Source organism: Microbacterium testaceum (assembly GCF_020781835.1).
Classification (GTDB): domain Bacteria; phylum Actinomycetota; class Actinomycetes; order Actinomycetales; family Microbacteriaceae; genus Microbacterium; species Microbacterium testaceum_H.
In genome coordinates this window covers 36,681-51,659 of sequence record NZ_JAJGNJ010000007.1, presented here as the reverse complement: position 1 = coordinate 51,659, position 14,979 = coordinate 36,681, and the positions used below count along the sequence as shown (strand labels likewise).

13 protein-coding genes are annotated in these 14,979 nt (G+C 71.4%); 8 read left to right on the top strand and 5 right to left on the bottom strand.

The genetic code is table 11. The features are described from left to right. Positions 1-2: 2 nt before the first annotated feature. Both LL239_RS11405 and pth read left to right on the top strand, forming a co-directional pair. A complete protein-coding gene (locus tag LL239_RS11405) occupies positions 3-641 on the top strand; it encodes a 50S ribosomal protein L25/general stress protein Ctc (protein WP_228163559.1) in 639 nt (212 codons plus the stop codon). A 105-nt stretch (positions 642-746) separates the two neighbouring features. Further along, entirely contained in the window at positions 747-1,328 is a 582-nt protein-coding gene (gene pth / locus LL239_RS11400) for an aminoacyl-tRNA hydrolase (protein ID WP_228163558.1), read from the top strand. Positions 1,329-1,607: 279 nt separating this feature from the next. On the opposite strand, the gene LL239_RS11395 is transcribed toward pth, so the two are convergent. Beyond that, positions 1,608-2,135, bottom strand: coding sequence for a hypothetical protein (locus tag LL239_RS11395; RefSeq protein ID WP_228163557.1), 528 nt, complete (start codon positions 2,133-2,135; stop codon positions 1,608-1,610). Positions 2,136-2,250: 115 nt separating this feature from the next. Then, positions 2,251-2,730 (bottom strand): hypothetical protein, encoded by a 480-nt coding sequence (locus LL239_RS11390; RefSeq protein WP_228163556.1) that lies wholly within the window; start codon positions 2,728-2,730, stop codon positions 2,251-2,253. Positions 2,731-2,802: 72 nt separating this feature from the next. Between LL239_RS11390 and mfd the strand changes: the two genes are divergently transcribed. Then, a complete protein-coding gene (gene mfd, locus LL239_RS11385; protein WP_445241964.1) occupies positions 2,803-6,399 on the top strand; it encodes a transcription-repair coupling factor in 3,597 nt (1,198 codons plus the stop codon). Positions 6,400-6,456: 57 nt separating this feature from the next. Here the strand turns inward: mfd and LL239_RS11380 are convergent, their stop codons facing one another. Next, positions 6,457-7,410, bottom strand: a complete 954-nt coding sequence (locus tag LL239_RS11380) for an NAD(P)-dependent alcohol dehydrogenase (RefSeq protein WP_228163554.1) — start codon at positions 7,408-7,410, stop codon at positions 6,457-6,459. 86 nt (positions 7,411-7,496) lie between these two features. On the opposite strand from LL239_RS11380, the gene LL239_RS11375 reads away from it, so the two are divergent. Genes LL239_RS11375 through LL239_RS11365 form a run of 3 tightly spaced genes read left to right on the top strand, consistent with a single transcriptional unit; the run spans position 7,497 to position 8,806 of the window. After that, a complete protein-coding gene (locus tag LL239_RS11375; protein WP_228163553.1) occupies positions 7,497-7,931 on the top strand; it encodes a hypothetical protein in 435 nt (144 codons plus the stop codon). Then, complete coding sequence (locus LL239_RS11370) at positions 7,931-8,146, top strand: helix-turn-helix transcriptional regulator (protein ID WP_228163552.1); 216 nt, start codon at positions 7,931-7,933, stop codon at positions 8,144-8,146. The genes LL239_RS11375 and LL239_RS11370 overlap by 1 nt, the downstream gene beginning before the upstream one ends. Positions 8,147-8,206: 60 nt before the next feature. Further along, positions 8,207-8,806, top strand: coding sequence for a gamma carbonic anhydrase family protein (locus LL239_RS11365; protein WP_228163551.1), 600 nt, complete (start codon positions 8,207-8,209; stop codon positions 8,804-8,806). Between the two features lie 174 nt (positions 8,807-8,980). Here LL239_RS11365 and LL239_RS11360 read toward each other — a convergent pair whose 3' ends face one another. Next, a complete protein-coding gene (locus LL239_RS11360; RefSeq protein WP_228163550.1) occupies positions 8,981-11,653 on the bottom strand; it encodes a phosphoenolpyruvate carboxylase in 2,673 nt (890 codons plus the stop codon). 273 nt (positions 11,654-11,926) lie between these two features. Here LL239_RS11360 and LL239_RS11355 point away from each other — a divergent pair, with 273 nt between their 5' ends. Together LL239_RS11355 and hisS are read left to right on the top strand one after the other, a co-directional pair. Then, positions 11,927-12,517, top strand: a complete 591-nt coding sequence (locus tag LL239_RS11355; protein WP_228163709.1) for a MazG family protein — start codon at positions 11,927-11,929, stop codon at positions 12,515-12,517. Positions 12,518-12,675: 158 nt separating this feature from the next. Further along, positions 12,676-13,926, top strand: a complete 1,251-nt coding sequence (hisS, locus tag LL239_RS11350) for a histidine--tRNA ligase (protein WP_228163708.1) — start codon at positions 12,676-12,678, stop codon at positions 13,924-13,926. Positions 13,927-14,020: 94 nt separating this feature from the next. Here the strand turns inward: hisS and LL239_RS11345 are convergent, their stop codons facing one another. After that, a complete protein-coding gene (locus tag LL239_RS11345) occupies positions 14,021-14,878 on the bottom strand; it encodes a helix-turn-helix transcriptional regulator (protein ID WP_228163549.1) in 858 nt (285 codons plus the stop codon). Between the last annotated feature and the right edge of the window lie 101 nt (positions 14,879-14,979).

Genomic DNA, 14,979 nt, shown 5'->3' with positions numbered 1-14,979 from the left:
ACATGTCGGAAGACAACAAGGTCGTCGCCGAGGTGCGCGAGAACTTCGGCAAGGGCTTCGCCCGCCGTCTGCGCGCCGCCGGCAAGATCCCGGCCGTCATCTACGGTCACGGCACCGAGCCGCAGCACGTCGCGCTGCCGGGCCACCAGGTGTCGCTCCTGATCCGTCGGGCCAACGCGCTGCTGGACCTCGACATCAACGGCAAGAGCCAGCTCACGCTCGTCAAGGACGTCCAGAAGGACCCGGTGCGCCAGATCGTGGAGCACATCGACCTCCTCGTCGTGAAGAAGGGCGAGAAGGTCCAGGTCGACGTGCCCGTCACGGTCGTCGGCGAGCCGTTCCCCGGCACGATCGCCAACCTCGAGAACACCGCTGTCTCGCTCGAGGTCGAGGCGACGCACATCCCGCAGAACGTCGAGGTCTCGGTCGAGGGTCTCGAGGACGGCACGCAGATCACCGCGGCCGACCTCGTCCTGCCGGCCGGTGCCGCGCTCGTGACCGAGCCCGAGACCCTCATCGTGGGTATCTCGGTGCCGCTGGACACGATCGCCGCCGAGGAGGAGATCGCCGAGGCCGACGCCGAGGTGGCCGAGGAGCAGTCCGAGGAGTCCGAGGCCGCTTCCGAGGACAGCGAGAACTGATCGCTGCGGACCGCGTGAGCGGTCCGCCATCGACGAGGGGGCGTGCATCACGCCCCCTCGTTTCTCATGTCAGGGTCCGCGCGCGGATCCGGAAGGATGGATGCCATGGCGGACACCTGGTTGATCGTCGGTCTCGGCAATCCGGGTCCCCGGTACGAGGCGACCCGGCACAACATCGGTCAGATGGTGGTCGACGAGCTCGCCGCCCGGCGACGGGAGTCCTTCCGCGCACATAAGGCCAACGCTCGCGTCGTGGAGACCTGGGTGCGTCCCGGCGGAGCGAAGCTGGTCCTGGCGAAGCCGAACAGCTTCATGAACGTCTCGGGTGGTCCTGTTTCCGGCCTCGCGCGGTTCTACGCCGTCGACCCGGGGCGCGTCGTCGTCGTCCATGACGAGCTCGACATCCCCTTCGACACGATCAAGCTCAAAGTCGGCGGCGGGCACGGCGGTCACAACGGCGTTCGCGACGTGGCGAAAGCGCTCGGGACACCGGAGTTCCCTCGCGTGCGCGTGGGCATCGGCCGGCCCGTGGGGCGACAGGATCCGGCGGACTGGGTGCTCGATCCGTTCGGGGCGAAGGAGCGCGAGACCCTGCCCATCCTCGTGTCGGACGCCGCCGATGCCGTCGAGACCGTCGTCGACGAGGGGCTGCTCGCCGCGCAGCAACGGTTCCACGCGCCGCGGTGAGTCCTCGGTCGGCGGCTCGAGCCGGATCATCGGCCGCCGCACCGCGCCGATCGCCCGTCTGCGACGGCGCGCGAAGGAAGCGATCCGTGGATGAACGGCGCTGCCCGGGGGCTGCGGAGGAGGGGTAGCCGCCGCCGCCGGGTGCTCCGTCGCGCACGCCCGAGACTGCCCGGCACGACGCGCGCGGTTCAACCGCATGCGCAAGAGCCCCGGTCGACGACCGAGGCTCTCGTGCGTGGATCCGCGCGATAGTACGCGCGGTTTCGGCGCCGACGCGGATCAGGTCGCGTAGGGTGCCGCTCCGATGCCCACGCCGACGAGGAAGAAGGCGAAGACGATGCCGCCGCCGATGACGGCGAGGACGATCGCGGCGATGCCCCACCCGCGGCCGCGGTACTTGACCGCCGCGATGATGCCCTGGATGAAGCCCCACAGCGCGAGCACGCCCCACACGAGGAAGGCCGACACCACCAGGGCACCGGCGGCGAGACCCATCTGATTGGCCTCGGGCGGCAGCGTGTCGGGGTCGACGGTCGCGGTGCCGTCGGTGTACTCGGCGAACTGCGCGAGGCCGCCGCTCTGGATGCCGCCGAGCGTTGCCAGGATCGACCCGATCACGATGGCGACGAGCGACACGACGAAGGCGATGAGGCCGAGCCGGCTCGAGCCTTTCGGGCGGCCGGATGCCGCGGGCGACGCCGGTGCGGCGTATCCCGCGGGTGGCGCGGCGTATCCACCCTGCGCGGCGTCGGCGCGGCCGGCGGGCGGGGTGTCGTACGGCTCGGGGGGCGGCGGTGTGCTGCTCACGGTGTCCTCCTCTTGTCGTCGAGGGCACGTGGCGCCCTCGTCGCGGCAAGCGTAGGGACCGACCCTGCATCTGCTGTACGGGGTGGACGGATCGAGCCGTGAGCCGGTAGGGCGCTCAGACGGACGTGCCGCCGCCGCTCACGAACGCGCTCGCTCCCGCGGTGAGCGCCAGGAACACCAGCGCCGCGAACACGAACGGTCCGAGCGCCGCGAGGACGATGGCGGCGATGCCGGTCCCGCGGCCGAGGTTGCGAGCGGTCGCCACGATGCCCATCACGAGAGCGGCGATGCCGAGCACCGTCCCCGACCAGAAGGCGACCTCGGCCAGGAGGACGAAGTCCCGCACCGGCGACAGCAGACGCCAGTCCACCGACTCGCCGCCGCGCGCCAGGAACTCCGCTCCCGCTCCGCGGACGACCCGGAACGTTGCGAAACCGGCGACGGCGGATGCCACGATCCCGGCGAGGATCGACAGGACCAGGGCGATCGCGCCCAGCGGCCGTCGGCGGGCCGGCGCCGCCGGAGGCTCCCGCAGCGTGCCGACCGGCGGCGCCGTGTGCGGAGCAGCGAATCCGGGCGCGCTGGGCGAGGTCATGTCCCCACTGTAGGACTCCGCTCGAGGCTGAGGGAGGCTCGTCCGGAGCCGGTGTCGGCGCCCCCGCGTAGGATGTGTCGAGTGACAGTTCCCGGGATCGTGCGCGCCCTCGAGCAGGCTGAGTCGTACCGGGAGGCCGCCGCGGCGGCATCCTCCGATCTGTCTCTCTCCGTCGTCGACGGGCTCGACGCGCCCGTGATCGCGGGGCTTCTCGAACATCGACGCAGCTCGGGGGCACCCGGCGCGGTCCTCGTCGTCGCCCCGACCGGCCGCCGTGCCGAATCGCTCGGCCCCGCCCTGGATGCCGTGCTCCCGGGCGCACAGGTCCTCCACTTCCCGGCCTGGGAGACCTTGCCGCACGAGCGCTTGAGCCCGAGCCCCGAGACGGTGGGCCGCCGACTGGACGTGCTCCGACGCATCGCCGCGTGGGACGGCACGACGCCGCTGGTGATCACGGCGTCGGTACGCAGCGCCCTGCAGCCCCTCGCCCCGGGCCTCGGCGACGTCGAGCCGGTCGAGCTGCGCATCGGTGGGCGCGGCCGCGAGCTCGACGACGTCATCACGCGTCTGGTCGAGCTGGCCTACCACCGCGTCGACATGGTTTCCCGCCGCGGCGAGTTCGCCGTGCGCGGTGGGATCCTGGACGTCTTCCCACCGGTGGCCGATCACCCCTACCGTGTCGAGTTCTTCGGCGACGAGGTCGACCAGATCCGCGCCTTCTCGGTCGCCGACCAGCGCTCTCTCCCCGGCGAGGTCACCGAGGTCTCGCTCGTGCCGAGCCGGGAGCTGCTCCTGACCCCGGCGGTCCGCGCGCGCGCCGCCGAACTGCGCGACGGATATCCGGGCCTTCGTCAGCTGCTGGAGAAGATGGCGGAGGGCATCCCTGCCGAGGGCATGGAGTCGCTCATCCCGGTGCTGATCGACGATCTCACCACGATCGTCGATTACCTGCCCGGGGGGAGCGCCGTCGCCCTGGTCGATCCGGAGCGTTCGCTCGCACGTGCCACGACGCTGGGCGACACCAACCGCGAATTCCTCGAGGCCGCCTGGTCCGCCGCCACCGCCGGTGCCGACACCCCGGTCGACCTGGGCGCGGGCGACTTCGTCACCCTCGACGACCTGCACGAGATCGCCAGCGGCCGCGGCGGTGTCTGGTGGCGCTTGAGCGCATTCGATTCGGGCGCGGCGGATGCCGAGGCGGAGGGCCTCGTCGTCGCCGATGAGTCCGCCCACCGGGTGAAGGCCGACCCGGTGCCGTCGTTCCAGGGGAACGTGGACGGAGCGACCGCCCACGTCGGTCAGCTCCTCGCCGACGGATGGAGCGTCGTGATCACGGCATCCGGGCCCGGCCTGGTGGACCGCGCGCGCGACGTGCTCGCTGAACGCGGGATCGCCGCGCGGCGGGTCGACACCGTGCTGTCGCCGCCCGAGCCGGGTGTCGCGCATGTCGTGTGTGCAACTCTCGAGCGCGGCTTCGAGCTGACCGAGACGCGGTTCGCGGTCATCACCGAGACCGAGTTCTACGGCCGTTCCGTCGGCGGCGACAACCGCGGGGCGAAGAAGCTCGCCTCCCGTCGGCGCAACGTCGTCGACCCGCTGCAACTCAAGCCCGGTGATGTGGTGGTGCACGCCACCCACGGCATCGGGAAGTTCCTCGAGCTGACGCGTCGCGAGGTCTCCAGCGGCGGTCGCAACGCCGTCAAGACGACCAAGGAGTATCTCGTCCTGGAGTACGCCCCGTCCAAGCGCGGCTACCCCGGCGACAAGCTCTTCGTGCCGACCGATCAACTCGATCTGTTGTCGAAGTACGTCGGTGGTGAAGCGCCCGTGCTGTCGAAGATGGGCGGCAGCGACTGGGCCGCGGCGAAGGGACGCGCGCGAAAGGCCGTCCGCGACATCGCCGTCGAACTGGTGAAGCTGTACTCCGCCCGCATGGCGGCCAAGGGCTACGCCTTCGGGCCGGACACTCCGTGGCAGCGCGAACTGGAGGAAGCCTTCCCGTTCGCCGAGACGCAGGATCAGCTGCAGACGATCGACGAGATCAAGGCCGACATGGAGAAGCCCATCCCGATGGATCGCCTGCTCTCGGGCGACGTCGGCTTCGGCAAGACCGAGGTGGCGGTGCGCGCCGCGTTCAAGGCGATCCAGGACGGCAAGCAGGTCGCGATGCTCGTGCCCACGACTCTCCTGGTCAAGCAGCATCTCGAGACCTTCACCGATCGATTCGCCGGTTTCCCCGTCAAGGTGCGTCCTCTCTCGCGGTTCCAGACCGACAAAGAGGCGCGCGACACGATCGCCGGGCTCACCGACGGCACCGTCGACATGGTCATCGGCACGCACCGCATCCTCACCGAGAAAGTGATCTTCAAGGATCTCGGCCTGATGATCATCGACGAGGAACAGCGTTTCGGTGTCGAACACAAGGACGCGCTGAAGAAGCTCAAGACGAACGTCGACATCCTCGCCATGAGCGCCACGCCCATTCCGCGCACCCTGGAGATGGCCGTCACCGGCATCCGTGAGATGTCGACCCTGGCCACCCCGCCGGAGGACCGGCATCCGATCCTCTCCTACGTGGGGCCCCGCAACGACAAGCAGATCGCCGCCGCCATCCGCCGCGAACTGCTGCGCGAGGGTCAGGTGTTCTACGTGCACAACCGGGTGTCGTCGATCCAGCGGGTGGCGGCGCACCTCGCCGAGCTGGTGCCCGAGGCCCGCATCGTCGTCGCGCACGGTCAGATGGGGGAGCACCAGCTGGAGCAGGTCGTCGACGACTTCTGGGAACGCCGCGCCGACGTCCTCGTGTCGACCACGATCATCGAGACGGGCCTCGACATCGCCAACGCCAACACGATCATCATCGATCGCGCCGACAAGTACGGCCTGTCGCAGCTGCACCAGCTGCGCGGACGCGTCGGTCGTGGGCGCGAGCGGGCCTACGCGTATTTCCTGTACGACGAGATGAAGCCCCTGTCCGAGACCGCGGCCGACCGTCTCGAGACGATCGCGGTCAACAACGACCTCGGCAGCGGCATGCAGGTGGCCCTGAAAGACCTCGAGCTGCGTGGCGCGGGCAACCTCCTCGGCGCCGAGCAGGCCGGTCACATCGCGGGCGTCGGCTTCGACCTGTACCTGCGCATGATCGGCGAGGCGGTCGCCACCTTCCGGGGCGAGGACACCGACGGCCCGACCGAGCTGCGCCTGGAGCTCCCCGTCGACGCGCGCCTCCCCGAGACCTACATCGACAGCGAGCGCTTGCGCCTGGAGGCGTACCAGAAGCTGTCGGCCGCGGCAGCCGCGACCGCCGCAGACGACGCGATCGACCTCGTCGTCGAGGAGCTGCGCGACCGGTACGGCGAGCCGCCCGCCGAGGTGGAGGGTCTCGTCGCGGTCGCGCGCCTGCGTCGCCGCGCCGCGCAGGCCGGTCTCGCCGACGTGGTGGCGATGGGGTCGAACCTGCGGATCGCGCCCGCGGACCTCGCCGACTCGATGCGCGTGCGCCTGCAGCGGCTGTACCCGAAGGCGAAGCTCGTGGCGAACGGGGATGCCATGGTCGTTCCGCTTCCGCAGGACGCCGACGACGCGAACCTCATCGCGTGGGTGCGTCAGCTGCTCGACGCACTCTGGCCGTTGCCCGCTGACAAGGTGTCCGAGGCGGCCTCGGTCTGACCGGACCGGTGCCGCGGCCGGCGGCTGAGCGCGCCGACGAGTGCGACGGCCCCGATGTCACGGATGCACCAGGACGGTGCCCACCTTGTGGCCGGAGTCGACGCGCGCGTGCGCCTCGGCGATCCGGTCCAGCGGCAGGGTGGCATCGATCACGGGCGTCAGCGTCCCCTCGGCGACCCGGTCGACCAGATCGCTCACGAGGTCGCGACCGGCGCCAGCCGTTCCGGCGATGACGCGTCCGCGGGCAGTGACCGTCTCGCCGAGGGTGGCCGCAGCCAGCAGCAGACGCCCGGAGGGGGAGAGAAGGGCCGAGGCATCCGCCGAGTGCAGCACGCCCGCGGTGTCGAAGACGACGTCATACCGCTCGCCGAGGTCGGTGAGCGGCGTCGCGGAGCGGTCGATCGCGTGATGGGCGCCGAGTCGCGTGAGCAGGTCGGTGTTCTCGGCGCGCGCGGTGGCCGTCACCTCCGCCCCGAGCGCGCGGGCGATCTGTACCGCGTGGCTGCCCACCGCACCGCTGCCCCCGACCACGAGCACGCTTTCGCCGGGTCGCACGCGGGCGCGGTCGCGCAGGAACCACAGGGCGGCGGTTCCCCCGAACAGGACAGCGGCGGCCCGGTCGTCGTCGACCTCATCGGGGATGCCGACGAGGCGATCGCGGGGGACGGCGGCGTACTGCGCGTGAGCACCCATGCGCATGTCCGTCATCCCGCACACGCGGTCGCCGGGGCGTAGGCCGGTCGCCTTCGGTCCCGTCTCGACCACACGCCCCGACAGGGCGATGCCGAGCACGGCGCGGCGGGGGCCGCGCAGGCCCAGGGCGATGCGCCCGGGCACGGCGAAGCCCGCGGGGAACCGCGCGGCGCGGATGCGAGCATCGCCGCTGGTGACCGAGGTGGCGGCGACCTCGACGACGACGTCCGCGCCGGTCGGGCGCGGCCGCGGACGGCGTTCGATCCGGACGACCTCGGGCGGGCCGTAGCGGTGGACGACGGCGGCGTTCATGTCCATGGTAACTCCTGTGTCAAAGATTCTTGACATCGGATGGTGCCGGTTCTAGGGTCGAAATGTCAAATTTTCTTTACACGGAGGATGGGATGTCGTTCGAGGAACGCAACACCTGGGCGGGGCTGATCGCCAGTGTCCCCGGCATAGTCGTCTACGCCGTATGGATGCTGCTGGCAGCGCGCGACACCCCCGTGGACCGGATCGACTGGGTCTGGCCCATGGCATCCACGATCCTCGCCGCCATCGTCGCCGCCATCGCGCTCAGCATCGTGTGGGGCGTCGTCCAGTCCCGCCGCGATCCCGAGACCGACCATCGCTCCGACGTGCGCGATCGCGAGATCGCCGCGCTGGGTGACCGCGTCGGTCAGGCGTTCCTCGTGTTCGGGGGGCTCGCCGCGCTCGTGCTGTGCGCCGTGCAGGCGCCGTGGTTCTGGATCGCGAACGCCGTGTACGCCGGCTTCGCGCTCTCGGCGGTGGTGGGCAGTATGGCCCGACTCGCCCTCTACCGCCGGGGCCTGCCGTGATGGCCAAGCCCACGCGCGTGACCAACGCGATCCGTGACCATCGTGACCGTTCGGGGATGACCCAGGCGGAACTGGCCCGGCGGCTCGGCGTGACACGCCAGACGGTCATCGCCATCGAGCAGGGGCGCTATTCGCCGAGCCTCGAACTGGCGTTCCAGATCGCCGCCGAGTTCGGTGTCGCGATCGACGACGTCTTCGCGTACGACCGCGACTGACCTCGCCGACGACCGATCGCGCAGCTACGCTGGCGGGCACCGACGGGAAGGACGCCGCTCATGCGCTTCGCTCACCTCGGGGCAGAGCCCCGCATCCACCCCGACGCGGTCGTGGCCCCCACCGCGGTCGTCAGCGGCGACGTCACCATCGGGCCCGGATGCCAGGTGCTCCACGGCGCCGTCCTCACCTCCGAGGGCAGCCCTGTCGTTCTGGGCGCGCACACGATCGTGATGGAGAACGCGCTCGTGCGTGCCAGCACCGCGCACGCGGTGCACGTGGGCGCGCACACCCTCATCGGGCCGATGGCGAGTGTGGCGGGAGCCGATATCGGCGACGAGGTGTTCCTGGCGACCGGCACGCGCATCTTCAACGGCGCCCGGATCGGCGCCCGGTCCGAGGTGCGCATCAACGCCGTCGTGCACCTGCGCACGGTCCTTCCGGCGGAGACCGTCGTACCCATCGGCTGGGTCGCCGTCGGCGATCCCGTCCGGCTCCTCTCGCCCGACCGTCACGAGGAGATCTGGGCCGCGCAGAAGGACCTCGACTTCCCCGGGTACGTCTTCGGTCTGGACCGCGAAACGCCCGACCTCATGGTGCAGCTGACCGAGCGGTACGGCCGCAGCCTCTCCCGTCACGCCGACGATCGCCGGCTCGACTGATCCACGGCGCCGGTCCCCGGCATCCCACCCGCCGCGCCTGAGCCCCCGCCCCCGCGCCGGCGCGTGTGCCGTCGCGCTGCACGACGGTGAGCGCCGAGGCGGCCGTCCGCCGGACACGACGAAGCGCCGACGCCCCGAAGGACGTCGGCGCTCCGATCGCGAACGGGTCGCCGCTCAGCCGGTGTTCTGCAGGCCCGCGGCCACGCCGCTCACCGACAGCAGCAGCAGACGCTGGTGCTCGGCATCCGGGGTGGCGCTGTCGGACCCGGTGTCGCGGAGGGCCCGCAGCGCGCGCAGCTGCAGCAGGGACAGGGCGTCGACGTACGGGCTGCGCATCTTCACCGCGCGCTGCAGCACCGGCTTGTTCTCCAGGAGCGCGCCGCCCGTGATGCGCTCGACCCACGAGCGCGTGAGCAGCATCTCGTCCATGACGAGCTCGGCGAGGTCGTCGCGATCGCCGAGGGCGAGGTACCGGCGGGCGATGCGCGCATCGGCCTTGGCCAGGCTCATGGCGACGTTGTCGATCATGGTGCGGAACAGCGGCCACTGCTCGTACGCCTCGCGCAGCCGCTGCTCGTCGCCCACGGCGTCGAGGGCCGTGCCGAGGCCGAACCAGCCGGCGAGGTTGATGCGCGCCTGCGTCCACGAGAAAACCCACGGGATGGCTCGCAGGTCCTCCAGCGACTCGACCGAGAGTCCGCGGCGGGCGGGGCGCGAACCCAGCGCGAGGTGGCCGAGCTCTTCCATCGGGGTCACGGTGGCGAACCACGGGGCGAACCCGGGCGCCTTGACGAGCGCGAAGAAGCGCTCGCGCGAAGCGACGTCCATCGTGGCGGCGACGTCGGCGAACGCCTCGGCCGCGCCGCGGTTGCGGCGTTCGATCGAGGGGGAGGATGCCGTGAGAACGGCCGCCGCGACCTGATCGATGTGGCGCATCGCGATGTCGGGGTCGCCGTAGCGGGCGAAGATGACCTCGCCCTGCTCGGTGAGCTTGAAGCGGCCGTCGACGGAATGCGGGGGCTGGGCGAGGATCGCGGAGTTCGCCGGTCCGCCACCGCGGCCCAGGGCGCCGCCGCGGCCGTGGAAGAGCGTCAGCTCGATGCCCTCGGCCTCGGCCCATGTGGAGATCTTCGCCTGCGCTTCGTACAGCGCGAGGTTCGCGGCGACGGGGCCCACGTCCTTGGACGAGTCGGAGTACCCGAGCATGACCTCGAGGCGCCGGCCGGTGGCATCCAGTCGAGCGACGAAGGCGGGGTGCTCGACGATCTCGGCCAGGATGCCGGGGGCCGCCTGCAGGTCGGCGAACGTCTCGAACAGAGGGATGACGTCGAGCACCGGGAGCTTCTCGCCCGGGCCCATCGCGTACGACGCGAGCTCGTGGACGTTGGCCAGGTCTTCGGCGGACTGCGTGAACGAGACGATGTACCGGCCCGCGGCGCGGGGACCGAAGCGCTCCTGGACGTAGGCGATCGAGCGGAACACCTCGAGCACCTCGTCGGTCAGCTCGCTGCGCTCGCCGCCGGCGCGGAGCTCGTCGAGCACCTTGCTGTGGACGGCGGAGTGCTGGCGCACCTCGAGCTCGGTGAGGTGGAAGCCGTACGTCTCGACCTGCCACACCAGGCGCTGCAGCGAGCCGTAGGCCTGGCGCGCCGCCCCGGCGGCGACGAGGGAGTCCTGGACGGTGCGCAGGTCGGCCAGCAGATGCTCGGGGTCGCGGTAGGCGAGGTCGGCGTTGCGCGTGCGCGTGGCGGCGATCTTCCGCGCGATGAGCAGCAGGATGCGCCGGTGCGGCTCGGCGGGGGAGCGCTCGGCGATCTCCGCGGCGGCATCTTCGTCGGCGGCACGAAGACGGTGCCACAGCGCGAGGAGCGCGTCGCTCGGCGGGGTGGTCTCGGCATCCAGGGTCAGGCCGCGGCCGACGCGCTGGGTCGTGCGCTCGAGGCCCAGCAGGACGTGCTCGCTCGCGATCGCCGCCGCCTTGCGGGTGACGGATGCCGTGACGAACGGGTTCCCGTCGCGGTCGCCGCCGACCCACGAGCCGACGCGGACGAAAGGCTTCACGATGGGAGCCTTGGCACCGGCGTCCTCGCCCTGGAGGATGTCGTCGATGCGGCGGTACACCCGCGGTACGGCGGTGTAGAGCGTCTCGTCGAACACGGCCATGACCGAGCGGACCTCGTCGACAGGCGACGGCTTCTCGCGGCGCAGCGGCGCGGTGCGCCACAGTGTGTCGATCTCCTCGAGCATGCGCCGCTCGGTGCGGCGGGTCTCGCCGACGTTGTCGGCGGCGGCGTCGTGCTCGCCGAGGAGCTCCGACAGGCGGCGGATGCTGGTCGAGATGGCGCGCCGGCGTGCCTCGGTGGGGTGGGCGGTGAACACCGGGTGAAACCGCAGCGACTGCAGGCGCGACAGAGCGGTCTCCTCACCGACCTCGCCGGCGAGACGCTCGAACGCCGCGGCGATGGTGTCGGGGGTGCCGCCGCGCGAGGGACGATCGCCGCGCTCGCGCAGCACGCGCACGCGCTGGTGCTCCTCCACGAGATTGACCAGGTGGAAGTAGGCCGTGAACGCGCGCGCCACCTCGTCGGCGCGGGCGATCGAGAAACCGTCGGCGATCGCCGCGGCCCGTTCGAACGCCTCGGGCGTCTCGTCGGTGTAGGCCTGGATCGTGGCGGTCCGCAGCTTCTCGACGTCGTCGTACAGGCCGGGCGAGCCGCTCTCACGCAGGACACGGCCGAGCAGCGAGCCGAGCAGGCGCACATCGGCGCGCATCTGCTCGGGAAGCTCTTGGCCGGCTTCGAAGCGGCCCACGAGGTCGATGGCCTCGGTCGGGGTCAGTTCACGCACACGCCCCAGATTAGTTGTGTCACGTTGCGGCCAGATCACGCGGGGCCCTTCCACCCCGTCGCGTTGACACAACGCAGGAGAATCTCCGCGAGGCGGACGCGGATGCCGCAGGATTTCGCGTCGGCCGGGGTGCGGCATCCCGAATCTCCTTCGTTCTGTCCACGAACAGCCGGGTGCAGACCTGCGGCGGGGGATACTCGGCACGAGCGGTGCACGGATGCCGCAGAAGGAGGGACCGTGAGCGACGACGCGCTGCGCGAGGCCGCCGACACGATGCGCACGGTGCGTGCGCGCTGCGCCTGGACGCAGACCATCGACCACCGGGATCTCGTGCCGTACCTCGTGGAGGAGAGCGCCGAGGTGATCGACGCCGTCGAGTCCGGCACGCGGGCCGACCTGCGGGAAGAACTCGGCGACCTGCTGTGGCAGGTGCTCTTCCACGCGGAGATCGCCGCCGGCGACCCCGACGACCCGTTCGACATCGACGATGTGGCGCGCGGTCTCACCGAGAAGATGGTGCGCCGCCACCCGCACGTGTTCGGCGATGCGGTGGCATCCACCCCGGAAGAGGTGCTGGTGCATTGGAATGCCGCGAAGGCCGCCGAGAAGCGTGAGCGCACGAGCGTGCTGGACGGCGTCTCCGATCACATGCCCTCGCTCGCGCTCGCGCAGAAGGTGCTCGGCAAGGCGGCCCAGGTCGGTGTCACCGCGGGCCGTGGGCCGCTGGCTCCGTCCGACGAGTCCGAGCTCGGGGATGCACTGCTCGCGCTCGTGCAACTCGCCCGCGAGCACGGCTGGGATGCCGACCGCGCCCTCCGCGAGCGTCTGCGCGCCCTGCGCGCCGAGGTCCGCGCCGCCGAGTAGCCGCGACGAGAGCACACGATCGGGCCGAACGCACACGTTCGTGCCGCCCGCATCGTGTGCGTTCGGCCGCATCGTGTGCGTTCGACGCCGGCCGGGACGGACGCCCGGCACGGGCCTGGAACAATGGACCCGTGGCATCCGTGAACCCGCCGCGCGGTATGCGCGACTTCCTCCCCGCTGACAAGGCCCGGCGCGAGCGTGTCCTCGCCGTGATCCGCGAGCGTTACCGCGCACACGGCTTCGACGAGATCGAGACGCCCGTCGTCGAGGAGTATGCGCGCCTGCACGCCGGGATCGGCGGCGACAACGAGAAGCTCTCGTTCAGCGTGCTCAAACGGGGGCTGGATGCCGAGGCGATCCGGGCCGCCGCGGAGGACCCGGCGGCGCTGTCCGACCTGGGGCTTCGCTACGACCTCACGGTCCCGCTCGCGCGCTTCTACGCGACCCACCGCGCTCAGCTGCCGACGGTGTTCCGGGCGATCCAGATGGCGCCCGTGTGGCGCGCTGAGCGCCCGCAGAAGGGGCGCTACCGCCAGTTCGTGCAGTGCGACATCGACATCATCGGCGACGCCTCGGCCCGCGCCGAGGCCGAGCTGATGACGGCGAGCCTCGACGTGCTCGACGCCCTGGGCCTGGAGGGCGGCACGATCCGCGTCAACGACCGCCGCGCGCTGGACGCGATGTTGGACGTCTTCGGATTCGCCCCGGACGAGCGCCCGGGGGTGCTCATCACGATCGACAAGCTCGACAAGATCGGTCCCGCCGGCGTGGTCGCCGAACTGCGCGAGCGCGGCGCCACCCCGGCGGCCGTCGACGCCTTCGCGGAGTACCTCGACCGTCCCGGTGACGACGACCCGGCGTTCGACGCGCGCGGGATCCGTGCGTCCCTTCCCGACGGCATCCCGGACGAGATCGTCGATCACCTCGTCGCCCTCGGCGACACGGTCGCCGCAGCGCGTGGCGCGCAGGCCCCCCTGCGGTTCGACCCCTTCCTCGTCCGCGGCATGGGGTACTACACGGGCACCATCTTCGAGCTCGCCCACCCGAGCGTCGACTATTCGCTGGGGGGCGGGGGCCGGTACGACGGCATGATCGGCCGCTTCCTCGGCCAGGACGTGCCGGCCGTGGGATTCTCGATCGGTTTCGAGCGCATCGTCGATCTGCTCCAGGATGCCGAGGACGCGGGTCAGCGATCCATCGTGCTCGTCCACGACCGTGATGTGCCGCTCGCGACGCTCCTGCGGCTCAAGGCGGAGCTCGTGGCCGAGGGCGCCCGCGTCCGGCTCGAGCAGCGTCCGAAGAACCTCAAGGCCCTGCTCGAGCGTTCGCGCGCCGACGGCTACACCGCGTTCGCGCCGGTCGACGCCGGCACGACCGGCGCGTCGCTCGAGATCAAGCCGCTGGCCTGACGTCGACCTCGCCCCCGGACCGGGCCGCGCTCGTGCCGCGTCCGGCCGGTCCGGCGCGGTGGTGGGCCCGCGCGCGCACCAGCGCGGGCGCGGGTCAGGCGACGGCGCTGATCAGCGCCTGCTCGGGATGCTCGGCGGCGAGACGCTCCAGGCGTGCCGCGGTCGCGGCATCCCGAGGAGCGAACCACACCACGCGGGAGCCGAGGCCCTCGTCGACCCAGACGCTCGACATCTCCAGGTGCAGCTCGCCGACCCGGGCATGCAGAAGGTGTTTGACGGCATGGCGCTCGCCGCCGACGTCCCCGCGGCTCCAGAGCTCGGCGAAGCGCGGTGACTGCTGCTCGAGCTCGGCGACGAAGCGCTGCCACGACGGCTCGTCGTGGTGCCGTCCGTACGCGGACCGCAGCCGCGCCGCCATCCGCCGCTGCGCGTGGTCGAGGTCGACGTGCGCGCTCTGCCACGTCTCGTCGGTGAACAGCAGCACGGCACAGTTCCTGCGCTCGATGGGCATCTCGTCGAGGTCGTCGAAGAGGTAGCGGTAGGCGCGGTTGTAGGCGCGGATCTCGAAGCGTGACGTCTGCAGCGCCGCGGGGTAGGGGAGGAGCTTCTCCAGGAGGTCGAGATGGGGGGTGTCGACGCACGCGCGCGCCTCGCGCTCCGGCCGCGGCAGGTCGGCGAGCGCGAACAGGTGGTCGCGCTCGTCGTCGGTCAGCCGGAGAGCGCGGGCGATCGCGGCGATGACCTGGACGGATGCCGCGATCGGGCGGCCCTGTTCGAGCCACGTGTACCAGGTCAGCCCGACGCCGGCGAGGTGAGCCACCTCTTCCCGTCGGAGCCCAGCCACGCGGCGGCGGGGGCCGTCGGGGAGCCCCACGTCCGAGGGCTTCAACCGCGCCCGGCGACTGCGCAGAAAGGCCGCGAACTCCGCGCGGGCTTCATCGGACCGGGTCATGGCGTCTCCTTCCGTCGCGAGCATAAGGGCCGCCGGGGTCAGAGGCGGGTCCGAGGGGAGTGCTCCCAGTACCAGGATGAACGTGCTCCTGGTACCAGGAT